General features: G+C 64.3%; 26 protein-coding genes, 1 other RNA gene and 1 riboswitch. Of the genes, 12 read left to right on the top strand and 15 right to left on the bottom strand.

Annotated elements, in window-relative coordinates; all coding sequences use genetic code 11:
- Position 1 precedes the first annotated feature (1 nt).
- The 9 genes from aroA to ACVWY0_RS00825 all read left to right on the top strand — a co-directional run bounded on the left by aroA (position 2) and on the right by ACVWY0_RS00825 (position 7,963).
- Positions 2 to 1,402 carry a 3-phosphoshikimate 1-carboxyvinyltransferase gene (aroA, locus tag ACVWY0_RS00865; protein WP_485835050.1) on the top strand — a complete coding sequence of 467 codons (1,401 nt, stop codon included), beginning with the start codon at positions 2 to 4 and terminating at the stop codon, positions 1,400 to 1,402.
- Positions 1,386 to 2,501 carry a ribosome small subunit-dependent GTPase A gene (rsgA, locus tag ACVWY0_RS00860; protein ID WP_058931974.1) on the top strand — a complete coding sequence of 372 codons (1,116 nt, stop codon included), beginning with the start codon at positions 1,386 to 1,388 and terminating at the stop codon, positions 2,499 to 2,501. Before aroA ends, rsgA begins: the two co-directional genes overlap by 17 nt.
- 52 nt (positions 2,502 to 2,553) lie before the next feature.
- Positions 2,554 to 3,366, top strand: a complete 813-nt coding sequence (gene hisN, locus ACVWY0_RS00855; protein WP_104061136.1) for a histidinol-phosphatase — start codon at positions 2,554 to 2,556, stop codon at positions 3,364 to 3,366.
- Positions 3,367 to 3,522: 156 nt separating this feature from the next.
- A riboswitch (SAM riboswitch) is annotated at positions 3,523 to 3,636 on the top strand.
- Between the two features lie 35 nt (positions 3,637 to 3,671).
- Positions 3,672 to 5,111, top strand: coding sequence for an aminotransferase class V-fold PLP-dependent enzyme (locus ACVWY0_RS00850; protein ID WP_485835049.1), 1,440 nt, complete (start codon positions 3,672 to 3,674; stop codon positions 5,109 to 5,111).
- A gap of 106 nt (positions 5,112 to 5,217) precedes the next feature.
- Positions 5,218 to 5,976: a class I SAM-dependent methyltransferase gene (locus tag ACVWY0_RS00845; RefSeq protein WP_485835048.1), complete on the top strand. Its 759-nt coding sequence runs from the start codon at positions 5,218 to 5,220 to the stop codon at positions 5,974 to 5,976.
- 31 nt (positions 5,977 to 6,007) lie between these two features.
- Positions 6,008 to 6,721, top strand: a complete 714-nt coding sequence (locus ACVWY0_RS00840) for a metal-dependent transcriptional regulator (protein ID WP_485835047.1) — start codon at positions 6,008 to 6,010, stop codon at positions 6,719 to 6,721.
- A complete protein-coding gene (locus ACVWY0_RS00835) occupies positions 6,722 to 7,156 on the top strand; it encodes a fluoride efflux transporter FluC (protein ID WP_485835046.1) in 435 nt (144 codons plus the stop codon).
- Positions 7,156 to 7,551 carry a fluoride efflux transporter FluC gene (locus ACVWY0_RS00830; RefSeq protein WP_104061131.1) on the top strand — a complete coding sequence of 132 codons (396 nt, stop codon included), beginning with the start codon at positions 7,156 to 7,158 and terminating at the stop codon, positions 7,549 to 7,551. The genes ACVWY0_RS00835 and ACVWY0_RS00830 overlap by 1 nt, the downstream gene beginning before the upstream one ends.
- A 43-nt stretch (positions 7,552 to 7,594) precedes the next feature.
- Entirely contained in the window at positions 7,595 to 7,963 is a 369-nt protein-coding gene (locus ACVWY0_RS00825; RefSeq protein ID WP_485835045.1) for a hypothetical protein, read from the top strand.
- A 93-nt stretch (positions 7,964 to 8,056) separates the two neighbouring features.
- On the opposite strand, the gene ACVWY0_RS00820 is transcribed toward ACVWY0_RS00825, so the two are convergent.
- The 14 genes from ACVWY0_RS00820 to ACVWY0_RS00755 all read right to left on the bottom strand — a co-directional run bounded on the left by ACVWY0_RS00820 (position 8,057) and on the right by ACVWY0_RS00755 (position 19,636).
- The gene (locus ACVWY0_RS00820) at positions 8,057 to 9,166 is read right to left on the bottom strand and encodes a S1C family serine protease (RefSeq protein ID WP_485835044.1); all 1,110 of its coding nucleotides are present in this window, start codon (positions 9,164 to 9,166) and stop codon (positions 8,057 to 8,059) included.
- Positions 9,167 to 9,370: 204 nt separating this feature from the next.
- Positions 9,371 to 9,739, bottom strand: a transfer-messenger RNA (tmRNA) gene (gene ssrA, locus ACVWY0_RS00815).
- Between the two features lie 87 nt (positions 9,740 to 9,826).
- A complete protein-coding gene (gene smpB, locus ACVWY0_RS00810) occupies positions 9,827 to 10,297 on the bottom strand; it encodes an SsrA-binding protein SmpB (RefSeq protein WP_160672161.1) in 471 nt (156 codons plus the stop codon).
- Between the two features lie 87 nt (positions 10,298 to 10,384).
- Positions 10,385 to 11,791: a M23 family metallopeptidase gene (locus tag ACVWY0_RS00805; RefSeq protein ID WP_485835043.1), complete on the bottom strand. Its 1,407-nt coding sequence runs from the start codon at positions 11,789 to 11,791 to the stop codon at positions 10,385 to 10,387.
- Positions 11,792 to 11,818: 27 nt separating this feature from the next.
- A complete protein-coding gene (gene ftsX / locus ACVWY0_RS00800) occupies positions 11,819 to 12,733 on the bottom strand; it encodes a permease-like cell division protein FtsX (RefSeq protein ID WP_485835042.1) in 915 nt (304 codons plus the stop codon).
- Positions 12,730 to 13,524 carry a cell division ATP-binding protein FtsE gene (gene ftsE / locus ACVWY0_RS00795; protein ID WP_485835041.1) on the bottom strand — a complete coding sequence of 265 codons (795 nt, stop codon included), beginning with the start codon at positions 13,522 to 13,524 and terminating at the stop codon, positions 12,730 to 12,732. Before ftsE ends, ftsX begins: the two co-directional genes overlap by 4 nt.
- 178 nt (positions 13,525 to 13,702) lie before the next feature.
- On the bottom strand, positions 13,703 to 14,818 hold the full coding sequence (prfB, locus tag ACVWY0_RS00790) for a peptide chain release factor 2 (protein WP_485835040.1): 1,116 nt from the start codon (positions 14,816 to 14,818) through the stop codon (positions 13,703 to 13,705).
- A gap of 63 nt (positions 14,819 to 14,881) precedes the next feature.
- Positions 14,882 to 15,295, bottom strand: a complete 414-nt coding sequence (locus tag ACVWY0_RS00785) for a pilus assembly protein TadG-related protein (RefSeq protein WP_485835193.1) — start codon at positions 15,293 to 15,295, stop codon at positions 14,882 to 14,884.
- Positions 15,296 to 15,359: 64 nt separating this feature from the next.
- On the bottom strand, positions 15,360 to 15,845 hold the full coding sequence (locus ACVWY0_RS00780; RefSeq protein ID WP_485835039.1) for a hypothetical protein: 486 nt from the start codon (positions 15,843 to 15,845) through the stop codon (positions 15,360 to 15,362).
- On the bottom strand, positions 15,826 to 16,248 hold the full coding sequence (locus ACVWY0_RS00775) for a TadE/TadG family type IV pilus assembly protein (protein ID WP_485835192.1): 423 nt from the start codon (positions 16,246 to 16,248) through the stop codon (positions 15,826 to 15,828). Before ACVWY0_RS00775 ends, ACVWY0_RS00780 begins: the two co-directional genes overlap by 20 nt.
- Before the next feature lie 24 nt (positions 16,249 to 16,272).
- Positions 16,273 to 16,539: a hypothetical protein gene (locus ACVWY0_RS00770; RefSeq protein WP_485835038.1), complete on the bottom strand. Its 267-nt coding sequence runs from the start codon at positions 16,537 to 16,539 to the stop codon at positions 16,273 to 16,275.
- Positions 16,540 to 16,620: 81 nt separating this feature from the next.
- Positions 16,621 to 17,562 carry a type II secretion system F family protein gene (locus ACVWY0_RS00765; RefSeq protein ID WP_485835037.1) on the bottom strand — a complete coding sequence of 314 codons (942 nt, stop codon included), beginning with the start codon at positions 17,560 to 17,562 and terminating at the stop codon, positions 16,621 to 16,623.
- Positions 17,559 to 18,413 carry a type II secretion system F family protein gene (locus tag ACVWY0_RS00760; RefSeq protein ID WP_485835036.1) on the bottom strand — a complete coding sequence of 285 codons (855 nt, stop codon included), beginning with the start codon at positions 18,411 to 18,413 and terminating at the stop codon, positions 17,559 to 17,561. Before ACVWY0_RS00760 ends, ACVWY0_RS00765 begins: the two co-directional genes overlap by 4 nt.
- The gene (locus ACVWY0_RS00755) at positions 18,413 to 19,636 is read right to left on the bottom strand and encodes a TadA family conjugal transfer-associated ATPase (RefSeq protein WP_485835035.1); all 1,224 of its coding nucleotides are present in this window, start codon (positions 19,634 to 19,636) and stop codon (positions 18,413 to 18,415) included. Before ACVWY0_RS00755 ends, ACVWY0_RS00760 begins: the two co-directional genes overlap by 1 nt.
- A gap of 575 nt (positions 19,637 to 20,211) precedes the next feature.
- On the opposite strand from ACVWY0_RS00755, the gene ACVWY0_RS00750 reads away from it, so the two are divergent.
- Entirely contained in the window at positions 20,212 to 22,824 is a 2,613-nt protein-coding gene (locus ACVWY0_RS00750) for a GH25 family lysozyme (RefSeq protein WP_485835034.1), read from the top strand.
- 63 nt (positions 22,825 to 22,887) lie between these two features.
- On the opposite strand, the gene rfbA is transcribed toward ACVWY0_RS00750, so the two are convergent.
- Entirely contained in the window at positions 22,888 to 23,757 is an 870-nt protein-coding gene (rfbA, locus tag ACVWY0_RS00745) for a glucose-1-phosphate thymidylyltransferase RfbA (RefSeq protein WP_252611661.1), read from the bottom strand.
- Positions 23,758 to 23,813: 56 nt separating this feature from the next.
- Here rfbA and rfbB point away from each other — a divergent pair, with 56 nt between their 5' ends.
- Together rfbB and ACVWY0_RS00735 are read left to right on the top strand one after the other, a co-directional pair.
- Positions 23,814 to 24,812 carry a dTDP-glucose 4,6-dehydratase gene (gene rfbB, locus ACVWY0_RS00740; RefSeq protein ID WP_485835033.1) on the top strand — a complete coding sequence of 333 codons (999 nt, stop codon included), beginning with the start codon at positions 23,814 to 23,816 and terminating at the stop codon, positions 24,810 to 24,812.
- Positions 24,813 to 24,815: 3 nt separating this feature from the next.
- A complete protein-coding gene (locus ACVWY0_RS00735) occupies positions 24,816 to 26,231 on the top strand; it encodes a sugar nucleotide-binding protein (protein WP_485835032.1) in 1,416 nt (471 codons plus the stop codon).
- Positions 26,232 to 26,238: the final 7 nt, after the last annotated feature.

The following is a 26,238-nucleotide window of genomic DNA, read 5'->3' as shown; positions in this document are numbered from 1 at the left end:
GATGACCGGTTCCACCCCGCCCGCAGCCACCGACTCGCACAGCTCCACCGGCACCGTTCCGCACTGGCCGGCCCCCTTCGCCAGCAGGCCCATCAACGCCACCGTCACAGTGCCGGGTTCAAAATCCCTGACCAACCGGTTCCTGGTCCTGGCCGCGCTGGCTGACGGGCCGTCCCGCCTCCGCGCCCCCCTGCATTCCCGGGACTCTGCGTTGATGATCGACGCCCTCCGCCAGTTGGGAGCCACCATCACGGAGGTGCCCGGCGACGGCGCGTTCGGGCCGGACCTTGAGGTCATGCCCCTGAGCCAGGAGGCGCCGTCGTCAAGGACGCACATTGACTGCGGCCTCGCCGGAACAGTGATGCGTTTTGTTCCGCCGCTTGCGGCGTTGCGCAACGGCGTGAGCGTGTTCGACGGCGACCCCCACGCCCGGAAGCGCCCCATGGGCACCATTATCGAGGCCCTGAAAGCTCTCGGGGTGGCCCTGACCGCGGACGACGGCGGGACCCCCTCGTCGCTGCCCTTCACCGTGGAAGGCACCGGGGAAGTCCGGGGCGGCCATCTGGTGATCGATGCCAGTGCGTCGTCACAGTTCGTCTCGGCCCTCCTGCTGGTCGGCGCCAGGTTTACCGACGGACTCCACCTTGAACACGTGGGCAAACCAGTGCCCAGCCTGGACCACATCAACATGACCGTTGCCGTGCTCCGCGGCGTCGGTGTATCAGTGGACGATTCCGTGCCCAACCACTGGGTAGTGGCACCGGGCCCCATCCGTGCCTTTGACCAGCGCATTGAGCAGGACCTCTCCAACGCCGGTCCGTTCCTGGCCGCCGCGCTGGCCTCCGGCGGCACCGTCCGGATCCCGGACTGGCCCGCCGGCACCACCCAGGTGGGAGACCTCTGGCGCAGCATCCTGGCGGACATGGGCGCGGACGTCAGCCTGGCTGACGGCGTCCTGACCGTCACCGGTGGGCCAGAGATCAAGGGTGCGGATTTTGACGAAACCAGCGAACTCGCCCCCACGGTGGCGGCCCTTTGCGCCCTGGCCGGCGGACCTTCACGGCTGACCGGCATCGCGCACCTGCGCGGCCATGAGACTGACCGGCTGGCCGCGCTGGTCACCGAAATCAACCGGCTCGGCGGCGACGCGGAAGAAACCAGCGACGGCCTGGTGATCCGCCCGGCAAAGTTGCACGGCGGCGTCGTCCACAGCTACGCGGACCACCGGATGGCCACCGCCGGCGCCATCCTTGGCCTGGCGGTGCAGGGTATTGAAGTCCAGGACATCGCCACCACGGCGAAGACGATGCCGGAATTCCCGCAGATGTGGGCCGATATGCTGGCCCAGGGCGCTGCCGCCGACGACGCCACGGAAGGCTCCAGCGGTGGCACGCAGCACTGATTCCTGGGACGAGTCCGACGTCCGGATCCGGCCCAGCAAAAAGGGCTCCCGGCCGCGCACGAAGGACCGTCCCAGCCACGACGACGCCGTCACGGGCCGCATCATCACCGTGGACCGCGGCCGGTACACCGCCGTCGTCGGTGAGGACTCGGGCGACGAGCGGATCATCATCGCAGCGAGGGCCCGCGAACTCCGCCGCTCCCCCGTGGTGGCCGGCGACTTCGTCTCCCTCGTTGGAGATGTCTCCGGGGAGCCGGACACCCTGGCCCGCCTGGTCCGGATCCAGGACCGCAGGACCCTGTTGCGCCGCAGCGCCGATGACACCGATCCGATCGAGCGCGCGGTGGTGGCCAACGCCGATCAGCTGGTGGTGGTGGTGGCCGCCGCAAACCCGGAGCCGCGCACGGGCTTCATCGACCGCGCCCTGGTGGCCGCTTACGACGCCGGCATTGAGCCGCTGCTGCTCGTCACCAAGGCGGACGTCAAGGATCCGGCGGAACTGCTGTCCAACTACGAGCACCTGGACTTCCCGGTGATTATCAGCCGCACGTCGGACTCCGAGGCCTCAGGTATTGATGCCCGCTCCGACGACGGCCTCTCGGCCCGCCTGGACAGTGATGCAGTTTCGCAGCTCCGCGCGTACCTCGAGGGCAAGGTCTCGGTGATGCTGGGTCATTCCGGCGTGGGCAAGTCCACCATGGTCAATGCGCTCACGGGGGCCGAACGGGCCACCGGTGGCGTGAACGCGGTGACCGGCCGCGGCCGCCACACGTCGTCGTCGGCCCTTGCCCTGAAGTTGACCGGAGCTCCGGCCGGAAGCTGGATCATCGACACCCCTGGCATCCGTTCGTTCGGCCTGGCCCATGTTGACCCGGACCGGATCTTGCGGTCCTTCCCGGACCTGGAGCCGGGTACGGATGCTTGCGAGCGTGGCTGCAAGCACAACACCGCGGCCGTCAATTGCGGGGTGGATGCCTGGGTGTCCGCCGGCCACGCGGGCCCCACCGGCCCGGCCCGGCTCGCGTCCCTGCGGCGGCTGTTGGGCACGGATCCCCGCCTGGTAGGCCAGGAAACCAAGGAACTGGGCAGCATCGGCTAGACGGGACGCCGATGTCCCCAACACTGCGGCCCGGAGACGGTAGTTTGGAACCATGATCCAACCCGCTTCGAGCTACAACGATGACTTGCGCCTTGCCCATGTGCTGGCAGATTCCGTGGATGACCAGACCATGAGCCGCTTCAAGGCACTGGACCTCCGCATCGAGACCAAGCCGGACCTGACGCCGGTAACGGACGCGGACAAGTCCGCGGAGGAAGCCATCCGCGGCCAGCTGTCCCGCTCGCGTCCGCGCGACGCCGTGCTGGGCGAGGAATTCGGCAGTTCGGGCCATGGCTCCCGCCGCTGGATCATTGATCCCATCGACGGCACCAAGAACTTTGTCCGCGGCGTCCCGGTTTGGGCCACCCTGATCGCCCTCGTGGACGAAGGCGAACCCGTGGTGGGAGTGGTCAGCGCGCCCGCGCTGGGCAAACGCTGGTGGGCCGCCAAGGGTTCCGGCGCGTACATGGGCAAGTCCCTTGCCGCCGCAACGCGGCTCCGCGTCTCGGACGTCTCCAAACTTTCGGATGCCTCCCTGTCCTACTCCAGCCTGGGCGGCTGGAAGGAACGCGGCAACCTGGATGAGTTCCTGGGCCTGACCGAGGACGTGTGGCGCACGCGCGCCTACGGCGATTTCTGGTCCTACTGCATGGTGGCCGAAGGTTCCGTGGACATCGCCTGCGAGCCCGAACTGAACCTGTACGATATGGCTGCCCTGGTGCCCATCGTGGTGGAAGCCGGCGGCCGCTTCACCTCCTTGGAGGGACAGGACGGGCCGTTCGGCGGCAACGCCCTGGCCACGAACTCCATCCTGCACTCAGAGGTGCTCAAGCGTCTGAACCCGGATCTGGACGATCTCCTCTAGGCACTTTCTTCGAATTATCGACGGCGGACGCCTCCTCAAGGGGGCGTCCGCCGTCGTATCTTCGACAAATGTGCGGTTCCTCAAACGCGCGTAACAAAGTCCTTAACATTGGGCCGGCTTCCTTTCTGCAGCGGCAGATGTTCTACGCTCTTAACAGGTCACGAGTGCCAGCGCTAAACCCCGGTTTGCTGGCCGGCAACCCTCCATTCGCGGTGGGGTGCCCCGGGTGACGACCAGGCCGGTCCGGAATGGACACGGCAAGCGCGGATTCCCGGTACCGGGAGTCCTTTTAGAGTGAGGTCTCCGTGACAACTGCCACCGTCTCCCCCAACACTGTTTCTCCCAGAAACGCCGCCCCCGCCAAGGCCGCTGCGCTGTTCAAGGATGCCGCCGCCATTGCCGGCCGCCCCCTCTCTGCCGTCACCGGCGCGGAAATCCAGGCACCGCTGATCCAGGGCGGCCACATCCGGTACGCAAACCTGGACTACGGCGCATCCGCTCCCGCCCTCTCCGTGGTGTCGGCCTACCTCAACGAGATCCTGCCGTTCTACGCCAGCGTCCATCGCGGCGCCGGCTACGCATCGCAGATCAGCACGTCCGTCTATGAGAACGCCCGGGACATCGTGCGCGACTTTGTGGGCGGGCGCCCGGACGACTCCGTCATCTTCACCCGGAACACCACCGACTCGCTGAACCTGCTGGCGGGTTGCCTGCCGGCGACGGACGGGCGGTCCAATGGCGATGTCCTCTACCTGGACATCGAACACCACGCCAACCTCCTGCCGTGGCAGGGAGTCCCGCACCGCAGCGTCGTCGCCGCGGACACCATCGTGGGGACCCTCGAGGTCCTCCGCGCCGAACTTGAGCAGGGCAACGTCAGCCTCCTCGCGGTCACGGGCGCCTCCAACGTCACGGGCGAGATCCTCCCGATCAGGGCTCTGGCCGCCCTCGCCCATGAGTACGGCGCGCGGATCGTGGTGGACGCCGCGCAGTTGGCGCCGCATCGGCGCATCAATATCAGCACCGACGACGTCGACTACCTCGCCTTCTCCGGTCACAAGCTCTACGCGCCCTTCGGCTCCGGGGTCCTGGTGGGCCGCACCGACTGGCTCGACGCCGGAACTCCCCACCTGGCCGGCGGCGGCGCCGTCCGCGAGGCAAAGCTCGACGGCGTCAGCTGGGCCACCGGTCCGGCCCGGCACGAGGGCGGCTCCCCCAACGTCCTCGGCGCGGCCACGCTGGCCCGCGCCACCCAGGTCATCGCGTCCCTGGACCACGACCGCTGGCACGCCCACGAAGCGGCCATCAGGTCATTCCTGGTGGACGGTCTCGCGAAGATCGACGGCGTCACCGTGCACCAAATCTTCTCGGACACGGATGCTGAAACGGGCACCATCGGCGTGGTGAACTTCTCCGTGGCAGGGTACGACGCCGGGCTTGTGGCCGCGTACCTGTCGGCCGAGCATGGCGTTGGCCTCCGGGACGGCCGCTTCTGCGCGCACCCGCTGCTCAAGCGCCTCGGCCTTCCCTCCGGTTCCCTGCGGGCCAGCTTCGGCGTGGGCTCACGGCTGGAGGATGCCCAGCGGCTCCTTGCCGGCCTGGAGCAACTCCGCCGGACCGGCCTGGGCTGGGACTACGTGGTGGACGCGGGCCGCTGGGTTCCGGCCAACGACACCCGCACGTACCCTCACTGGGCTCCCAACACGCCGGGCACCGCCGGCGCGGCTCCGTGCCTTGACGACTGACTGACGCTTTCCTCCCCTGGTTCCTGACCTGACCGCTGCCCACCCGGCTGCGGCCCATGCGGTAAATTCGAAGGATACCGATGGGCACAGTTGAAGGAGGCCGCACGTGGCACGGGGTGGCCCCAGACTTGAGCACGGACGCCGCCTGGAACTCGGACGGAGTTTCCAGGACGGCGGCGAACATTACCAGCGTGTACGCCCTGGTTACCCTGCCGAATCGGCGGACTGGCTGATCCCTGCCGGGGCCACGGACGCCGTGGACGTGGGCGCCGGCACCGGCAAGTTCACCGCCCTTCTGCTGGAACGCGGCCTGGCGGTTTCCGCCGTGGACCCGTCGCCGGACATGCTCGAACAGCTGCGGGCCCACTACCCGGCGGCGGACGCGACCCAGGGGACGGCAGAGGCGACGGGACTCCCTGACTCCTCGTTCGACGTCGTGAGCGTGGCGCAGGCCTGGCACTGGTGCGATCCTTTGCCCGCGAGCACCGAACTGGCCCGGATCCTGCGGCCCGGCGGAACGCTGGGGCTGATCTGGAACCAGCTGGATACGTCCGTTGCGTGGGTCCACCGTTTGTCCCGCATCATGCACGCGGGCGACGTCTACAAGCCCGGGTTCCGCCCGGTGGTGGGCCCGGAGTTTGAAGGCCTCGAGAGCCATGTGACGCGGTGGGAGGACAGCCTCAGCACGGCGGACATCATGGAACTGACGAAGTCTCGCAGCTATTATCTGCGCGCCGGCGAAGCCACCCGCGGCAAGGTCCTCGCCAACCTGGACTGGTACCTGCACGAGCATCTGGGGCACGCCGTCGAAGAGGACATCAGCCTACCGTACCTGGCGCTGACGTGGCGGGCCACGAAGGCGTGACGGGCGCTGACCACCGGGTAGGCTTGGAGGTGTGAAGACCAGCGCGCCCTCCTCCTCGATCGAGGACTACGTCAAGGTCATCTACGGCTTCACGGAGTGGCAGGACAAACCCATCACGTCCTCCCAGCTCGCGCAGCGCCTGGGGGTGGCCAATTCCTCGGTCTCGGAAATGGTCCGCAAGCTCAAGGACCAGGGCCTGGTGGACCACAAGCCGTACAGCGCCATCACCCTCACGGACTCCGGGGTCCGGTTGGCGTTGTCCATGGTGCGCCGGCACCGGCTTATTGAGACCTACCTCGTGCAGGAGCTCGGTTACCGCTGGGACGAAGTCCACGACGAAGCCGAACTGCTGGAACATGCGGTGTCCGACACATTTATTGAGCGCATGGCGGAAAAACTCGGCAACCCGCAACGCGACCCGCACGGTGACCCGATCCCCGCCGCGGACGGCACGGTGCTCCTGCCCGAGGCCCACCTGCTCGGCGAACTCGATCCCGGGCACACCGGCCGGATCACCCGCATCAGCGACGAGAACCCGGATCTGCTGCGGTATCTTTCCGCCGAGGAAATTGACCTCGACGACGAAGTGGAGGTGGTGGGCCGTAAACCGTTCGGCGGCGCGCTGGTGGTGCGGATCAGCAACACCGGCAGGAAGCGGGACTACGATCTCGCGGATGAAGTCACCGCGGCGCTCTGGGTCCACAGCGACCACCCCCATACCGGCTGCACGCTCAGCGACAGCTGAATGACGAACGCCCTCGTGCCGCACTGGCGGGCCTGGCTGGCCGTGGCGGTGGGTGGCCTGGCCGGAACGGAACTCCGGTACGGCCTGGGACTCGCCTTTCCGGAATCCTCAGGGACAATGCCATGGGCCACCCTGAGCATCAACGTCGCCGGAAGTTTTGTGCTGGCTACCCTCACCACGGTCTGGATAGCCCGGCCGCACACAGCGTTCTGGCTCCGCGCCGGCCTGGGGCCCGGGCTCCTGGGCTCGTTCACCACGTTCTCTGCCGTAGTCTTCTCGATTGGCCACCTGGCCAGGGCCGGCGAACATCCCGTGTGGATTGCGTACCTGGGTCTGTCCCTGCTGCTGGGCCTGGGCGCCGCGGCCGGTGGCTGGCGGACCGGCCGGCTGCTCACCGACCGGCTGCAGGGTGACCGGGCGGGGACAGCGCCGTGATGGGCGCGGTCCTGGTGGGAGTGTTCGGCATGGCGGGCGCCCTGCTGCGCTTCGCCGTCGACAGCTGGTTCGCCCACCGCGAGGGGCTCCGCACGGCCGTCAGCCCGAGCGGTAGGCCGCGGCACTGGCCGTGGGCCACGCTGACAGTCAACGTCACGGGGTGCCTGATTATCGGGCTGTCCATCGGCATGACCGGACGGCTCGGCCTTGCACCCGAGTGGCAGACCGCTGTCGCCACCGGCCTGGCGGGCGGGCTCACCACGTTCAGTTCGTGGACCACCGCCACGGTGCGGCTCCTGAGTGAGTCGCGGTTCGGTGCCGCCGCCCTGAACGTCGGCGCCAACCTGGCCGCCGGATTTGCCGCGGCGGCTGTGGGCATCGCTCTGGCGTCGTAGGAGACTCTTTCGGGTTTGTCCCGGTCCCGTATCGTTGACTCTGATGATTAGCAGACGCGACGCGGCAATTGCCCTTGATGTACCGATGGAAATGGCCCAGCGCCACGGCATCCCGAAACGACTGTCCGAGGCGGAGCTGGGCGAAATCCTGGACAACCCGCCGGCATGGCTGATCCAGTCGCGGGCCAACCGGACCGGCAAGCGTCCGGTCTGGGTGCACCTGGAATGCGCCGTCTGCGGCTACGAGGAAGCGGCCCGGCCCAAAAAATGGTGGCCGGAATTCACGTATGTGGTGTGCGAGCACCATGCCCCGGATGAGGTGCCGCCGCTAAGGCCGGGCCTCATCAGGAGCGAGTTCGACGGCGTCGGGACCCGTTTTGTGGGCATCGCGGACGTTGCAGTTCCGGACTGATTCGGGGCATTACATTCGGGGCTGAACAGGCGTATTTTACGAAGTGGGACGCAGCCCGTCCCCCGTTGTAAGGAGCACGCCATGCCGGACAAGTCACCACACCAGCAGCTGCACAAAAAGCCGGTCAAAACCATCAAGGAAAAACGCGCGGAGAAGAAGGCCAAGAGCCCGATTGAAGGCCCGCAGGACCCTGTAGCGCACCTGAAGAAGCGCCGGTAGCGGTTTACCCGTTCCGGCCATCTCTTCGGGCACTGCCACAATGTCCACTTCCTGGCCGTCCCTCAGCACTCGAATCGGCAGCGGCTGGCCGATCGCATCGGCGAACAGCAGCTTCTGCAGGCTCTCGGCGTTGCTGACGGGGCGGCTTCCGGCTGTCAGGATGACGTCACCCGCCCGCAGGCCCCCGCGATCTGCAGGCGAACCGGCCAGAACCTCCACCACGCGCAGCCCGTCCCGTTGTCCCGTCCTGATCACCGCGCTGGCATTGAGCCGGAACGGCGTGCTGACCACGCCGAGATAAGCCAGCCTGACACGGCCATCCTTCAGCAGCGCAGAGATGATGCGCCGCGTAGTGGTGTTGATGGGCACAGCCAGGCCCAGCCCCGCTCCGGCCACTGCGGTGTTGATTCCCACGATGCGGCCGTGCGTATCGGCCAGGGCTCCGCCGGAACTGCCGGCACTGAGTGCTGCGTCGGTCTGGATGACGTCCTCGATCACGCGCCGGTTGCCGCTGGACCACACCGGAATGGCGCGGCCCAGGCCGCTGACCACGCCCGCTGTGACTGATCCGGCCAAGCCCAGCGGATTTCCCACCGCAACGACCAGCTGGCCCACCCGCAACGTCTCGGCATCGCCGAACTGCGCCGGGGCCACTTTCGGTGCCCTGCCGTGGACCACCGCGAGGTCGGACAAAGGATCCGCCCCCACCAGTTCAAGATCGGTCCTGCTGCCGTCCGCAAAGGCGGCATGCCCTTGGTGTGTGCCGGCTACGACGTGTGAATTGGTGAGGAGGTAGCCGTCTTCCGTGAACAGCACCGCCGAGCCTGCACCCCTGCGGAAAGGGCCGTTGCGTCGGTTGCCGGTCATTTCAATGGCCGCAACGTGCGGGGTGACCGTCTCAGCCACGCGCATGACGGTCTCCGAATACGAGTCCAGCGGACCGTCGTCGGCCGCTGCAGAGTTGGGTTCCCGCGCCGCATCCATGGCGCACCTCCTGGCTGGCGTTGCTGACTCCGACTTCCAGACCTTGTGCTGCGCCGGACCTTATTGGCAACAACCACGCGGTGGCACTGGGTAGTCCCGGAATAGCTACGCCGTGGGTGAACAGGGCGGCTGACACGGCGCTTAAATGCCAGAAGACCCGGACGCGGCGTCCGGGTCTTCTGGCAATGTCTTGCGACATTCAAAATGTGGAGATGGGGGGAATTGAACCCCCGTCCGATGTCGTGTTAACAGGTCTTCTCCGGGCGCAGTTTGCGTCGGATTTTCTCGGCCCCAGCCCTCCTGCAAACAGGTGGCTGATCCGGGCCCAGTCATCTAAGAGTCCCGTTTGCCCCGATGACGGAGGCAAGCAGCAGTGGCTATCTAAATGACGCCAGGTTCCGGGGCAATAGCAACCTCGGGCTGACGGACTGTCTTACTGCTTAGGCAGCGAGAGCGAAGTCAGTGCGGTTTGATTTGGCACTTATTGGTTTGCAGACAGCGTTTACGAGATAATTCTGCATCCTCGGCCCGCTTCACCTGTCGCGACTAACATCGTCGAAACCGATCATCCCCGTATTTTGTTTTCAAACCGGCCGGGCTGTGCAGGCACAAATCCCTACCGGACTACTTATCCTAACGCATGTCCGGCGGAAATCATTCCTACCGGCGGTTGCGTTCCCGGACCTCGCGAAGGGCTTCGCGGTTGTCCTGTTGCTCACGCAGGGTCTGTCGCTTGTCGTACTCACGCTTACCGCGGGCGATCGCGATTTCCACCTTGGCCCGGCCGTCGAGGAAGTACAGCTGCAGCGGAACCACCGTGAAGCCGGACTCGCGGATCTTCACGGAGATCTTGTTGAGCTCCTCACGGTGCAGCAGCAGCTTCCGACGGCGGCGTGCGGAATGGTTGGTCCAGCTCCCCTGGTTGTACTCGGGAATATGGATGCCCTCCATCCACAGCTCATCGTTATAGAACGTGCAGAAGCCGTCCACCATGGAGGCATGGCCTTCGCGCAGGGACTTGACCTCGGTCCCCATCAGGGCGATGCCTGCCTCGTAGGTATCCAGCACGAGGTAGTCATGCCGGGCCTTACGGTTGGTGGCCACAACTTTACGGCCACTTTCTTTGGGCACGGTGGAACTCCTCAGTTCGTGGATCCTGGTTGGCTCCGGCCTTTCCGGCGCGGAGTCATACCAGTGTACGGCAGGCGCGGACTGGCGTTACAGCAGGCGCATCGGGTCAACTGCGGCCCCGTTGAGCCAGGTTTCAAAGTGTGCGTGGCAGCCCGTTGAGTTGCCGGTGCTGCCCGAGTAGGCGATGAGCTGCCCCTGGGATACCTGCTGGCCGTTGGAGACCACGACGCTGGCGTTGTGGTAGACAATCGTGGTCAGGGAGTTGCCCTGGACCACACCGTGGGAGAGCTTCACCCGCCAGCCGCCGCCGTCGGCAGAGTTCCAGCCTGAGGAGAAGACCTCGCCGGCTGCCGCTGCGTACACCGGCGTGCCGCAGGCGGCGCCGAAGTCGATGCCGGTGTGGAGGTAACCGCCGGTGCCGTAGAAGTCGATGGTTCCCGGCGGGGTTGAGCGCCAGCCGAAGCCGGAGGTGATGGGCACGTCGCCCGAGAAGGGATGCCGCAAGCCAAAGGCCGACGGCGATCCGGTCACCGGAGCGTACGGCTGAACGGCCTGGCCCTGCGCCCGGGCGGCGGCAGCGGCAGCCTCAGCGAGGCGGCGCTGCTCTGCTTCCCAGGCCTCCCGGAGTCTGCGGTCACGTTCGGCGATCTCGTTGGCGACCGCGTTCTGGCTTGCTGCAACCGCCGCCATTTGGGACTGGATGCCAGGTTTCGCTGCCTGGAGTTCAGCGTCAAGTCTTGTTGTGTCGGCGATCAGCTGGTCAACCTGGGCCTTCTTGGCAGCGGCCTCGTCGCGCGCAGCCTTTTCCTTTTCGAGGGCGGCGTCTGCCTTGGCTTTGAGATCCCTGATCTCGGCTTCAACGGCTTCGAGCCTGGCCTGGGAGTTGACGTTGGTGGCACTTTGCTGGGACAGCTTGTCCATGGCGGCGTTCTGGCTGCGCATGGCTTGGTCAGCGAGGTCCATGGTGTCGGTCAGGCTGCCGCCGTTGTTGGCCCCGAAGAACAGGGTCAGGTTCGACGGGACGCCGCCGGATTTGTAGGCCTGGGTGGCGATCTGGCCGATCAGCTTCTTGGTGTCGGCGATTTTCTGCTTGTCAGCCTCAAGCTGCTGCGTGATCTTGGCTCTATTCTGCTGCGCAAGGTCAACGCGCGCCGTCAGCGCTTCGACTTCCTTGACCGCACTGGCCACTCGCCCCTGGGCCTCCAGGAGGGCCTGCTGTGCACCGGGAAGCTGGCCCTGGTAGATCACCAGATCGCCGGCGGCCTTCGCGATGCGTGAGTCCACGAATTCCAGGGACTGCTGAACCCTGGCCGCCTCAGCTTCAAGGGCGGCCCGCTTGTCATCGAGCTCATCGGCGTACGCCACCGGCGCTGACGCGCCCATGCTGGCGGCGAGGAGCAATGCCAGGACGCCGCTGATCAGGCCGGCGCGGCGGCCCGCAGGTCGCCGGCGTTCGGCCCGGTGCCGGGGCGCAGTTCGGTGCAATTCGCTCATCAGGATTCCTTGTTCGGTTTGCACAGCCTAAACCTTCAAATATCTGCGTAAGGTCAAGAGAGACGAAATTCCTGCCAAAGATCCGCCAAGGATCAGCAAGGCCGGCGCAAGAATGAGCGTCTGGCCCGGCGAGATAAACGCCGTGTCCGGATACTGCTTGGACAGGAATTCGCCCAGGAAGAAGTGCGCCACTGCCCACAGCGTGCCGGATGCCAGGGCGGCGCCGATCACCGCCGCGATCACGCCTTCAAGGATGAACGGCAGCTGGATGACGATCTTGGAAGCGCCCACCAGGCGCATGATCCCGGTTTCGCGGCGGCGGCTGAAGGCCGAGAGCCGGATGGTGGTGGCGATCAGGAGGATGGCGCAGACAATCATCACGCCGGCGATGCTGACGGCCACGAGGGATGCGGCGTTCATGGCCGAGAACAGCCGCTCCAGCAGCTGGCGCTGGTCAATGACAGTTTCCACCCCCGGCTGCGAGGAGAACGTCTCGCTGATGATCTGGTACTTTTCCGGATCCTTCATGTTGATCCGGAACGATGAAGGGAGCTGGTCCGGCGTGACTGAATCAACGATCGGAGAATTCGAGAACTGGTCCTTGAAGTGCTTGTAGGCCTCTTCCTTGGACTCGTACTGGAAATCGTTGACGTACTGGGCCACGGCGGGTGATTCGAGCAGGGTCTGCAGGTTGTCCTGCTGCTCCGGGGTGACCGGGCCCGTTGCGCAACCGGCCGCCGTCGAACCGTCACTGCAGAGGAAGATGGCAACCTGGACTTTGTCGTACCAGTAGCCCTTCATCTGGTTGATCTGGAGCTGCAGCATGCCTGCGGCACCCACGAACGTCAGCGAGACGAAGGTGACCAGGATGACCGAGACCACCATGGTGATGTTGCGCCGCAGTCCGCTGCCGATCTCACCGAGGATAAAGGCGAGCCTCATCGCTGCTCCTCCCCTGCGCCCGGATTGCGTTCCCCGGATGCGGGCGGCTGGGATTCGTCCCGGCCGCTGGCGTCCCTGAGCCGGCGGGACTGGCCCACCACGGGGATCATGGAGGTATACAAAGCTTTGGCCTCGTCGCGGATGACGATGCCATTCCTGAGCTCTACAACGCGCTTGCGCATCTCGTTGACGATGTCGTCGTCGTGCGTGGCCATGACCACCGTGGTGCCGTTCTGGTTGATCTTGTCCAGCACGCCCATGATGCCCATGGAGGTGGTGGGGTCCAGGTTGCCGGTGGGTTCATCGGCGAGGAGGATGCCGGGGCGGTTGACTACCGCACGGGCGATGGCCACACGCTGCTGCTCGCCGCCGGAAAGCTCATGCGGAAGGCGGTTTTCCTTGCCTTCCAGGCCCACGGTCTTCAGGACTTCGGGGACGGTGTCGCGGATGACGCTGCGGCTCTTGCCGATGACCTGCATCGCGAAGGCTACGTTGGCGAACACGCTCTTCTGCGGAAGGAGCCGGAAGTCCTGGAAGACCACGCCGATGCCGCGGCGGAGCCTGGGCACGCGCCAGCTGGAGATCTTGGCGACGTTTTGCCCGGCGACGTACACGGCGCCCGAGGAGGCCCGGTCTTCCTTCAGCACGAGCCGAAGGAAGGTGGACTTTCCGGAGCCGGAAGCGCCGACGAGGAAGGCAAATTCACCACGGTCAATCTCAAGGCTGACATCGTCCAGCGCAGGCCGGGCCGTCTGGTCGTAGACCTTGGTGACATTTTCGAATCGGATCATGGCCCTAATTACCCTGCAGGGCACGGCTGACACAGCCCAGATCTGCAGCCGGCGCACGGGCATTCGTTTGGGGGAAGTAGAGCTCCGGCTCCTCGACTATACGCAGCCTTTTGGCCGTTTTTCGGGGGCTTCGGGGGTGTGTCGCGCGATCGGGCCTACCGGGTAGGCCCGGCTGGTGCTACTTCGCGGCGTTGCGGTTGTCGGTGCGCCAGCGGATCCCGGCGTCGATGAAGTCGTCAATTTCGCCGTCGAACACTGCGGAGGTGTTGCCCACCTCGTGTTCGGTCCTGAGGTCCTTGACCATCTGGTACGGGTTCAGGACGTAGGAGCGCATCTGGTCGCCCCAAGATGCCTTGACATCGCCGGCGAACGCCTTCTTCTCGGCGTCCTCCTGTTCCTTCTTCAGGAGCAGCAGCCGCGACTGCAGAACGCGCAGGGCTGCTGCCCGGTTCTGCAGCTGCGACTTTTCGTTCTGCATGGACACCACTGTGCCGGTGGGGATGTGCGTGAGGCGGACGGCGGAGTCTGTGGTGTTAACGGACTGCCCGCCCGGACCGGAGGACCTGAACACGTCCACACGGATCTCGTTGTCCGGGATGTCGATAGAGTCTGTTGACTCGATGAGCGGAATGACCTCGACGGCGGCGAAGGATGTCTGGCGGCGGCCCTGGTTGTCGAACGGGCTGATCCGCACCAGGCGGTGGGTTCCGGCTTCGACGCTGAGCGTGCCGAACGCATACGGTGCCTTCACTTCGAACGTTGCGGACTTCAGTCCCGCCTCCTCGGCGTAGGAGGTGTCCATGACGGTGGTGGGGTACCCGTGGCGTTCGGCCCAGCGAAGGTACATACGCATGAGCATTTCGGCGAAGTCTGCGGCGTCAACGCCGCCGGCCCCGGCCCTGATGGACACCACGGCTTCACGTTCGTCGTACTCTCCCGAAAGCAGCGTCACTACTTCGAGTTCCTTCAGGGATTTCTTGATGGACTCCAGCTCGGTTGCAGCTTCGCCCATGGAATCGGCGTCATCCTCGTCCTGGCCAAGCTCCACCAGCACTTCGAGGTCATCGATCCGCGATACCAGCCGGTTCAGCCGCTCCAGCTCGGACTGGCGGTGCGACAGGCGGGAGGTGATCTTCTGCGCCGCGGCGGGATCGTCCCACAGGTCCGGCTCGCCGGCGCGTTCGCTCAGTTCGGCGATGTCTTCCTTCAGAGCCTCAACATCGCTGACTCGCTCGATGGAGGTGTAGGTGGCGCGAAGAGCGCGGATTTCTGCGGAAAAATCAATATTGGCCATGGTTGTTTAAGCCTACGCTATCCGGCTGGAGCGCCGGACTTCTCCTGGCTTCTCCGCTTCCGGTCAGCGCGTGAGCCGGGAACGGGCCGTGGAGGCCGCTTCAATTCTGATGCCATCAGGCACCAGGAAGTTCACCATCGGCGGGTGGACAACAGCGGTGAGAACCACGACGGCGGTGGACCCGTCAGGGCTGCCGGTCGCCGCTGAAACGGCTAACCCGTCGAACCGGGCCGACGACGGGCTCCGGGCGATAAAGTCGGCCGCAACGCTGCGGACGCGTCTAGGGCCCAGTACGGCTGAGGGGCTCCCGCCCTCTCCCCCGACCTCGCCCAAGGTGTAGCTGTCGGCGGCGGCCAGCGAGGCGCCGTCGGCCAGGGACAACAGCCGCTTGTGTTCGAGGTAGACGCTGGAGATGCCGATGACCACTGTGACCACCAGGAGGGCCAGCGCGACGTAGCCGATGATCATGACGATCATCTGGCCGCCCTCACCTGGATCGCCGGGCGTGGCTTCGGGGATCGCTTTGTGCGTCACCTTTGGGTCACCGGAACCTGCCCACCAGTTGGGTGGACGAGGCTTCAACTTCGCTGGCCTTGAGCCTGAAGTCCTCGTTGAATGGCACGAAGGGCAGCGGCACAGTGAGGTTGACCGTGACGGTGATGGCCGTGCCGGCGGCCTGGCAGTGGGCAGGGTCGCAGCGGGTCGATACGCGTGCCTGCCCGGCATCGTGGCCGAAGTCCGCGAGGGCGATGAGGGCTGCTTGTTCGGCGGCAGCCTGGGCTGACTCTGCATCCGGTTGGGCGACGAACACCTTCGCGGCCTGGTCGGCGGCGCCGACCACGGCGAAGGACCCACCCTGGATCTGGCCCACGGTGATGATGAAGTAGACCAATGGGACCATCAGGAGCAGCGCGAGGAAGGTGAATTCGACCACTGCACTCCCCTCTTCCCTGTGCTCGTTGCGGAGCGCCTCGCTGAATCGCTTGCGTAGGCGGGAACGCCAGTTGTTAGGGCTGGATTGCCGCATGGCCTTTCACCTCCAGGAGGCCCCGGGGGCCGATCAGCCCGATGACGGGCATGGGAGCCTTGATGGTCACTTCGATGGTCCGCAGGCCCTGGAACATCACTTCGGCAGTTGTGATGTCCTGCGCGAACTCAGCGTTCAGGGAAGTCTCGATGAGCGTCGCCGCCCGTTCCTGGGCATCTGACGCTCCCCGGTCTGCGAGGGTTCCATAACGTGCCCCTGAGGCTGCCGCGTCGATCAGTGTGTTGCGGACGTGCAGGACCAGGGTCAGCTGGATTATCGCCAGAAAAAACATGGTGAGCAGGCCGCCCACGAGGACGAAGTCCACGACGGCAGAACCGCATTCATCGCGGCGCCAGCCCGGCTCAGCGCCGATCCGGGACCGGCACGGTTCCCGGCTGGGCATGCACTGGCTGGCGCCCAGCATGACTTACTTTCCGACCTTGTCCATGGCCTGGTTAAACATCGTTTCGAGGGCTGGGCCGGCGAGAGCCAGCAATGCCGCCACCAAGACTGCGGACATTAAGGTGATCATCACCCAACCGGGGACGTCGCCACGTTCCGGGTGGTCTTGGGCCGGCATGCCGGGATCTGTCGCTGCGTACCTCCGGCCTGAGACAGTTTCACTGGTCCGTGCCCACAGGCCGGCCAGCAAAGCGAGGAGCAGCAGGCTGCCCGAGATTCCCATGTTTTTCATTTCGGTCCCATTCGTTGTGTAAATGACGCGGTGGAAGTCATGTGGCGGTTAGTGGATGTGACGGCTTGGCGATGCTCATGGCTAAAGTCCAAGGCTGATGGCCGCGATGCCGGGGAACACTGCGAAAACCACTGTTAAGGGCAGGACACCAAAGACCAAAGGAACCATCATGGCAATTTCTTTCTTGCCCGCCGACTCCATGAGGTCCCGTTTTGCGGTGTCCCGGACGTCCTGGGCCTGAGCCCTCAGCACATCTGCCAAGGGTGTGCCCCGCTCGACCGCGACAATGATTCCGTCGACAAATCTGACGAGCGGCCCCAGATCTGTCCGCGAGGAAAACTCCTGGAGCGCTTCCACCAGCGGTTTCCCCGCTCTGGTCTCAGCAAGAATCTTGGAAAACTCCTTGGCCAGCTCCCCACTGGCACTGCGACAGACGCGGTCCAGTGCACCAGTGGCACTTTCACCGGCACCGACAGCCAGGGCCATCAGCTCGGCAAGGCTGGGAAACTCCGCCATCATCCGGGATTCCCGCCTGCTGATCTGGACGCCCAACCAGAAGTCACGGAAGAGAAAGCCGCCGAGCGCGCTTCCGAGGACGGCCACAACCGCGAGGAATGGACTGAACCGGCCGGCTACCGCGCCCAGCACCACCGCGGCCACGGCGGCGGCGAATCCCGCGGCGGCCCAGAGGAGCTGTTCGGCCCGGAAATCTATGGGTGATTTGTTGATGCCGGCTTGGGCGAGCCTGCGGGTCAGAGCCTTTGACCCGAGGTTCAGCTTCCCCAAGGCTGCGAGTCCGTCGTGGAGCAGGGGACGCACGATCCGTTCCAACGGTCCGAATGGCGTGGCGTTCTGTCCGCTGGCCCGCAGCAACCGCGATTCAAGGTTTTGCGATTTCAGCTGCGGATCGATGCGCTCGACGAATGTGAGCGGCCGCATAAAGGGCAACCGGACGAAGATCAGCCAAAGGCCCGTCCCGAGGACGATGCCGCACACAATCGCAGCCGCCGAGATCCCGTTCATCGCAGCACCCGTTCGTCCTGCGGAAGGGCGCCGATGCGGAGCATGATGGAGTAGCAGACCAGCGACACCACGAGCCCGCCGAGGAGGACGCCGGCTCCCATGGGCGTGTTGTAAGCGTTCACGGCTTCAGGCCTGGTGGCCAGGAGGAGCATAACGATCCAGGGAGCGGCAACGGCGAGCCTGGCGGCGTTGACAGTCCAGGACTGCCGGGCCTCGAGCTCGCTGCGTGTCCGCGCATTTTCCCGGAGAAATTCCGCAAGGGTGCCCAACAGCTTCCCCAGGTCCGAACCGCCCACTTCACGGGTCAGCCTGAGTGCCTCGACGATCCGGTCCGCCACCGGGTCCGCCAGCCGGTCCTTGAGTTTATTAAGAGATGCATCGAATTGCCCGCCAGCACGGTAGTCGGCCCCGAAGTCCCGGAATACATGCCGAAGCTCCTCAGGGCCCTTCTCCCCCAGCTGGATCAGGGCTTCCGGCAGTGAGAGCCCGGCGCGGATGGCTGAACGCAGGTGGTCCACCACGTCCGGCCAGAGCTGGCGTAGGACGGCGGTTCTCCTGTTCGCCCGCCACCGGACAATGCCGACGGGCAGCCACGCGCCGAAGATTCCGAAGCAGACGGATATCGGCCATGACCGGCTGACAACAAAGAGGATGAGAGCCACAAATATGCCCAGTCCCAGGCACGACGCGACGAGGCCCGTCCCGGTGACCTTTTCGATTCCGGCGGAGGCCAGCAGGTCTTCGATGCGGCTGGCCCGCGGGCGGCGCTTCAGCGCTGCAGGCTTTTCCCAGAACGACCACCAGATCAGGAAGAGCCCGGCGCCCGCAAGCACCCCAACCAGAGGCGCCATCAGCGCGGCTCCAGCAGCGCCGCGACGTCGTACCCTGCCCGGGAAAACTTCTCCGCCGCGGGCATGGAGTTGGCCCGCGGCTGCAGCTGGCCATCCTCCATGGCGAAAACCATGGAGGACTCAATGATGCCGTTTTCCACCCTCCGGCCGAGGGAAAGGATCTCGGTTACCTGGCGGCGGCCGTTGGCGTGCCGGCTGCAGTGGACCACGAGGTCGATGCAGGACGCCACCGTGGGGACGACGAAGGCAGACGAGATATTTTCACCGGCGAGTAGCGGAAGGGTACAGATCTTGGTCACAGCGTCGTGAGCTGAGTTTGCATGGACGGTGCACATCCCCGGAAGTCCACTATTTAAGGCGATCAGCATGTCCAGGCTTTCCGCTTCCCGTACCTCTCCCACCACTAGTCTGTCCGGGCGCATCCGGAGGGCTTCCTTTACAAGCCTGCGCAGTGGGATCTCGCCTTCGCCTTCGAGGTTGGGCTGCCTGCATTGGAGTCCGACGACGTCCCGGAGCGGGAACTGGAGTTCAAAGATTTCCTCGACCGTAATGACGCGCTCACGGCTGCCGATGCTCGCGGCCAAGCAGTTGAGCATGGTGGTCTTGCCCGCCTGGGTTGAGCCCGACACGAGGATGTTCAGTCCGCTGGACACCGCTGCACCGAGGAATCGGGCGGACTGAGGTGTCAGTGTTCCAAGCTCGACCAGGTGCTCCAGGCGGCTGGCCTTCACCACGAACTTGCGAATATTCACGGCCCAGTGCCTGCGGGTGACATCTGGAATAACTACGTGGAGTCTCGAACCATCAGGCAAGGCTGCGTCCACGAAGGGCGATGACATGTCCAGGCGGCGGCCGGAACTCTTCAACATGCGTTCCACGAGATCGCGAACCTGCTGGTCCGTGAGGCTGAGTGAGGTCAGTTCCGACTCGCCGTTCCTGGCGACGTAGATTTCGTTGGGCGCGTTGATCCAGACTTCCTCGATGGTCGGATCGTCCAGCAGCGGCTGAAGGACGCCGAATCCGGCCACTGCATCAAAGACGAATCTGCGCGCGGCCTCCAACGGACCGATGGGAGGGAGTGGTCCCATGAGTGCCCGCTCGTCGTAGTCGCTGACGGCCGCCTCGACCAGGCGGCGGACCTCGCCCGCCTGCCGCAACGGATCCAGACCCTGACGGCGGATCAGCTCGCGGACTTCGTCTTCAACGATTCGCACGGCGTCCATATTGTTCCCCAATACAACTGCCGCCCCCGGCGGAGGCAGTTCAACTGGGTACAGCCTAGGGACGGTACGCCACGCCGCCAAGTCATATGGCGCGGGCTGTGGATAACAGTGACGCATCTTTCACATTGGCAACAACGGAAACTCTGGTTACTGCAGACACTGCGGTGTTAGGGTAGGCGCGTTAAGTCTCGATATAACCAGTTCAGCGTCTCCCGAACTGCAACCCACTAGTGACGCGCTTAAGTTCGCGCCTCATTGTCTCCGGAGCCAAAATGAAGCGGAACCAGCCCAACAATCATCGTCCCCTCCTGCAAGTCTTCGGGACAGCAGTTTTGGCTGCCGCTCTCGTGGCGGGCCCCGGACTGGCGGGGGTCGCGTTCGCCGTTGAACCGACGCCGACTCCGGCGCCTGGTTCAAAATCAGCGCCGGCTCCGACCTCATCGGCGGTATCGACGCAGGTCCCGGAATCAGCTACGACTCCAACACCTGCGCCGGCTGCACCTGTGCCATCAGTCGCACCGACTCCGACGGCCCCACCCTCTCCTGATCCGGCATCTGCCAGCATCAACGAGTCCATGGCTGAGGCTGTTGGCGTCGGCGGTGCGGAAATGGGCCAACGGTCCGCCAGGGTGGCCGCGACATCTTCAAGCACCAGCTTTAAAAGGCTCAGCACTGAGGCCCTCGGAACCGAAGGCACCTGGATGCCGACGTTTGGTATCCAAGGATTGGACGTAAGCGGCCACCAGCCCAGCGTGGATTGGCAGTACCAGTGGAACATGGGCGCCCGATTCGCGTACGTCAAGGCCAGCGAGGGCAACTACTATACGAACCCGTCCTATAGTTCGCAGTATCAGGGTTCGCGCAATGTCGGCATGGTTCGGGGGGCTTACCACTTCGCAATCCCCAACTGGTCCTCCGGAGCAGACCAGGCACGCTACTTCGTACAAAACGGTGGTGGCTGGACCGCCGACGGGTACACCATGCCGCCTGTCCTAGACTTCGAGTTCAACCCCTACGAAGGCCGTACCATCAACGGTTTTTACTTCGGCAACACCTGCTACAGCATGTCGCCTGCACAGCTGGGCTCCTGGGTCCGCGACTTCGGCAACACAATGCAGTCTTTGACCGGACGGGTTCCCGTTATCTACACCAACACCAGCTGGTGGAATCAGTGCCTCGGCAATCCCTCAGGTTTTGGTGACTACCCGCTGTGGGTCGCGGCCTACCCGAGTTCGCCTACGAACAACGCGGGACCGGTTCCTTTCGCAAGCTGGAGCACTTACAGTATCTGGCAGTACAGCAGCACCGGGCCCTTGGCGGGTGACTCGAATGTCTGGAATGGAGACTACTCGGGACTGAAAGCCTTCGCCTCTAGCGGCATTCCGCCTGCGGCCACTCAGCAGATCGGTGCGTACAGATCCAGTCATCCCGCCTTGGGCAACACCACCACTAGTATCGTCTGCGGCCTCGCGAATGGTGGCTGCTACCAGGGCTTCCAGGGCGGAACCGTGATGTGGTCAGGGTCCTCCGGTGCTTTCGCGGTGATAGCCGGTCCTGTCGCGGCAGCCTGGCGGGCCACCGGGGCCGAAGGCGGCCCGGCTGGTTATCCAACAAGCGATGTGGTCTGTGGCCTGAAGGACAATGGCTGCTTCCAGAATTTCCAAGGCGGGAGCATTCTTTCCTCGTCCACCTCCGGCGCGGCCCTGATTCAGCCCGGAGCGATACGCGACTACTGGGCCAAAAACGGCTACGAGAACGGACCTCTCGGGTATCCGACCAGCAACACCACCTGTGGGCTGCGCCTCTCCGGCTGTTTCCAACTGTTCCAGGCAGGTTCGGTCCTCTCCAGCAGCTCTACAGGGGCTCAGCTTGTGAAATCCGGTCCTATCCTTGACGCCTGGTCGCGCGCCGGATTTGAAAACGGCCTCCTGGGCTACCCCTCTGCGGACGCCACCTGCGACGCCACGAGTTGCACGCAGAGCTTCTTGGGTGGAGTGGTGGCGTGGACCGGCGCCTCAGGAGCCTGGCCCATCTTTATGGGCATGGCAGACTCCTGGAAGTCCGCCCGTTTGCAGTCTGTTCCCATCGGCTTCCCGATCGGCACTGAGGTTTGCGGCATCCGCGGCGGCGGCTGTTTCCAACTGTTCCAAGGCGGAACCCTACTGTTCTCACCGGCAACAGGCGCGTTTCCCGTCACCGGCCGGATGCTGGACTACTGGCAGAAAACCGGATTCGAGAACGGTTCTCTGGGTTATCCCACGTCCTTCGCGGTGTGCAACCTTCCCGACAGCGGATGCCTGCAATCATTCGAGCACGGCACCGTGACCTACTCCGCCGCCACGTCTATCCAAACGGTCACCGCCGGGGCAATGCGTGATGGATGGAACGCCTACGGTTCCGTTACTGGCTCCCTTGGCTACCCCACCTCCCCCAAATACTGTGGGCTAGCAAACGACGGATGTTTCCAGATGTTCGCCAAAGGCGCCCTGATGTATTCCCCGTCGACCGGTGCACATCCAAGCCTCAACGGGCCGATCCGAGACCTTTGGCAGCGGGAGGGCTTCGAGAATGGCCGCCTTGGCTACCCGGCGTCGACCGTCCTGTGCGGGCTGCGGAACAGCGGCTGCTTCCAGAACTATCTCGGCGGTAGCGTCATGTGGTCTCAGGCTACCGGCGCGCACGCCTTGCACTTTGGCCCCATCAGGGATGCCTGGGTCAAGTCAGGTTTCGAAAACGGCTCGCTAGGCTATCCGGCCAGCGCCCAGATTTGCGGACTGCGCGACGGCGGCTGCTTCCAGAACTTCGAAAAGGGCACTGTGATGTGGTCGCCGCAGACCGGTGCGCAACCAGTTACATCGGCGCCGATCCAGGCGCGCTGGGCCCAGACAGGTTTTGAATCGGGTTCATTGGGCTACCCGACCAGCGGATCTGTCTGCGGGCTCCGCAACGGCGGCTGCTTCCAGAACTTCGAAAAAGGAACCATCATGTGGTCCGCTGCCAGCGGCGCGCATCCGATGGTTCCGGGTCCAATCCAGCAAGCCTGGGCAGGGCAAGGATTCGAGAACGGCGCCCTCGGCTACCCCACGGCGCCGCAGACGTGCACCACCGCTGGGCAAAGCTGCACCCAGACTTTCCAAAGTGGCAGGATCGAATGGACCGTCCTTGGCGGGGCCAAGATCATGCCATAGACGCAAAAAGCCGGAAGGCGGGACCCGTTACGGGTCCCGCCTTCCGGCTTTAACGAGTCCGGCCTAACGGCCGTGTTCGAGGAGGTTCAGGAGATACTGCCCGTACCCGCTCTTGACCAACGGCTCGGCGCGTTGACGCAGGTCGTCGTCGTCCAGGAACCCCAGACGCCAGGCGATTTCTTCAGGAGCGCCGATCTTCAGGCCCTGACGGTTCTCCGTTGTCCGGACGAAGTTCGATGCGTCGTTGAGGTCATTGAAGGTCCCTGTATCCAGCCAGGCGGTGCCTCGGGGCAGAATTTCGACCTGCAACTTGCCGCGCTCAAGATAAGTGCGGTTCACGTCGGTGATCTCAAGCTCGCCCCGGGGAGAAGGCTTCAAGTTCTCTGCGATCTCTACAACATCGTTGTCATAGAAGTAGAGGCCCGGCACTGCGTAGTGGCTTTTGGGCTCTGCCGGCTTTTCCTCGAGTGAAATTGCTTTGCCGTTACCGTCGAACTCGACCACACCGTAAGCCTTCGGGTCCGCGACCCAATATCCGAATACGGCCCCGCCGTCGATGTTCTCAAAGCGGCGCAGCTGCGTGCCCATGCCGTGCCCGTAAAAGATGTTGTCACCCAGCACCAGGGCAACGGTGTCATCGCCGATGTGCTCCTTGCCCAGCACGAAAGCCTGGGCAAGGCCATCCGGTGCAGGCTGCTGCTTGTAGCTGATGGAGACGCCAAAACGGGAGCCATCGCCCAGAAGACGCTCGAACTGTTCGGCGTCGTGAGGAGTGGTGATGATGAGGATGTCCCTAATGCCTGCAAGGATCAACGTCGAAAGTGGGTAGTAGATCATGGGCTTGTCATAGACAGGAACGAGTTGCTTGCTGACGCCCAGGGTGATGGGGTGAAGCCGAGAGCCGGTACCGCCGGCAAGTATTATTCCGCGCATGCCCCCCATCTTTCCCTTCGCTAATGGCCGCGGCAAATCCGGTAGTCTTGGGAACTATGCAGCGACTTCTTGTTACCGGTGGTGCCGGGTTCATTGGTTCGAATTTTGTCCACTACGTTCTTGAAAACACTGACGATCACGTCACAGTGCTGGACAAACTAACGTATGCAGGGAACATCGAGTCTCTGAAGGGACTCCCGGAGGACCGCTTAAGGTTCGTTGAGGGTGACATTGTTGACGCCGCCGTGGTGAACGGTCTCGTTGCGGCCTGCGATGTGGTGGTCCACTACGCTGCCGAGTCGCACAACGACAATTCGCTGCATGACCCGCGGCCGTTCCTGGACACCAACATCATCGGCACCTACACGCTGATCGAGGCTTCCCGGAAGCACAACAAGCGTTTCCACCACATCTCCACCGACGAGGTCTACGGCGACCTGGAACTTGATGATCCGGAGCGGTTTACCGAACAGACCCCGTACAACCCGTCCAGCCCGTATTCCTCCACGAAGGCAGGCTCGGACCTGCTGGTCCGGGCATGGGTGCGGTCCTTCGGGCTGCAGGCCACGATCAGTAACTGCTCGAACAACTACGGCCCGTACCAGCACGTGGAGAAATTCATCCCGCGCCAGATCACCAACGCGATAGACGGGATCCGCCCTAAGCTCTACGGCAAGGGCGAGAACGTCCGTGACTGGATCCACGCGAACGACCACTCCTCGGCCGTGCTGGCCATCATCGCCAAGGGCCGGATCGGCGAAACGTACCTGATCGGCGCCGATGGGGAAAAGAACAACAAAGACGTTGTGGAACTGATCCTCAAGCACATGGGCCAGGCCCCGGACGCCTACGACCACGTCGTGGACCGCGCGGGCCATGACCTGCGCTACGCCATCGATTCGAGCAAGCTCCGCGGCGAACTCGGCTGGGAACCGCAGTTCTCCAACTTCGACGCGGGCATCGAGGACACGATCGCCTGGTACCGGGACAACGAGGACTGGTGGCGGCCGCAGAAGGCCCAGACCGAAGCCAAATACAAGGAACAGGGCCAGTAGTCGATGTCGATCGAGTTCGCCAAAAAACTAAACGCCTTCGAAACGCCGATTCCCGGCGTCGTCCTCTATGACCTGCCGGTCCACGGTGACAACCGGGGCTGGTTCAAGGAAAACTGGCAGCGCGAGAAAATGGTGGCCTTGGGGCTGCCGGACTTCCGCCCGGTGCAGAACAACGTCTCATTCAATGAGAAGGCCGGCACCACCCGGGGAATCCACGCCGAGCCTTGGGACAAGTTCATCTCGGTCGCGACGGGCAGGATTTTCGGAGCCTGGGTGGACCTGCGCGAAGGCCCCTCGTTCGGTGCCAGCTTCACCGCCGAGCTCGATCCGAGCCAGGCCATTTTCATTCCCCGCGGGGTCGGCAATGCCTTTCAGACGCTCGAGGACAACACCGCGTACACATACCTCGTCAACGACCACTGGTCCGCCGATACGCAGGGCCAGTACACCTTCCTGAACCTTGCCGACGAAACGGCAGGCATCCAATGGCCCATCCCCCTGGGGCAGGCAGAACTTTCCGACAAGGACAAGGCCCACCCCCGCCTGCACGATGTCACGCCCATGCCGTCCAAGAAGACTCTTGTGTTGGGTGCTAACGGCCAGCTCGGCAAGGCCCTCCGGGACCTGTACGACGGCGATACCTCAGTCGAGTTCGCCAGCCGCGCAGAAATCGATCTGACGGCTGAAGACTCCCTCGCCACGGTCAACTGGAAGGACTATTCGACGGTCATCAACGCCGCCGCGTTCACTGCAGTCGACAACGCTGAGACCCCTGAGGGCCGTGCGGCCGCGTGGAGTGTCAACGTGACAGCAGTGACGCGACTGGCACGAATTGCCGTCGACCACGACCTTACCCTCGTCCAGGTGTCGTCGGACTATGTCTTCGACGGAACGGAAAAGACCCACGGCGAGGACGAGCCACCCACACCGCTGGGCGTTTATGGCCAGACCAAGGCCGCAGGAGACGCTGTTGTCAGCGTCGTGCCCAGGCATTACATTGTGCGCACGAGCTGGGTCATCGGGGATGGCAACAATTTTGTTCGCACTATGGCTTCGCTGGCTTCCCGCGGGATCAGCCCGTCAGTGGTCGACGATCAGTTCGGCCGGCTGAGCTTCACCACGGACATTGCCGCCGGCATCCAGCATCTGTTGGGATCCGGGGCGCCATACGGCGTCTACAATCTCACAAATGACGGTCCCGAGCAGTCCTGGGCCGACATAGCAGCTGACGTGTACGAACTCTCCGGAGCGTCGCGGGAGTCAGTGACCGGAGTATCCACAGAAGTGTATTTCGCCGGCAAGTCCGCTTCACCGCGTCCCCGTAACAGCGGCCTGGGTCTGGACAAAATCAAGGCGAGCGGTTTCGCGCCTGACACGTCCCGCGACCGCCTGGCCGCATACTTGAAGGATGGAATCTAGCAGTGGT

The organism is Arthrobacter sp. UYNi723 (assembly GCF_054057635.1).
The sequence above is the reverse complement of the archived record's forward strand: the minus strand, read 5'-3'. Positions and strand labels throughout refer to the sequence as shown.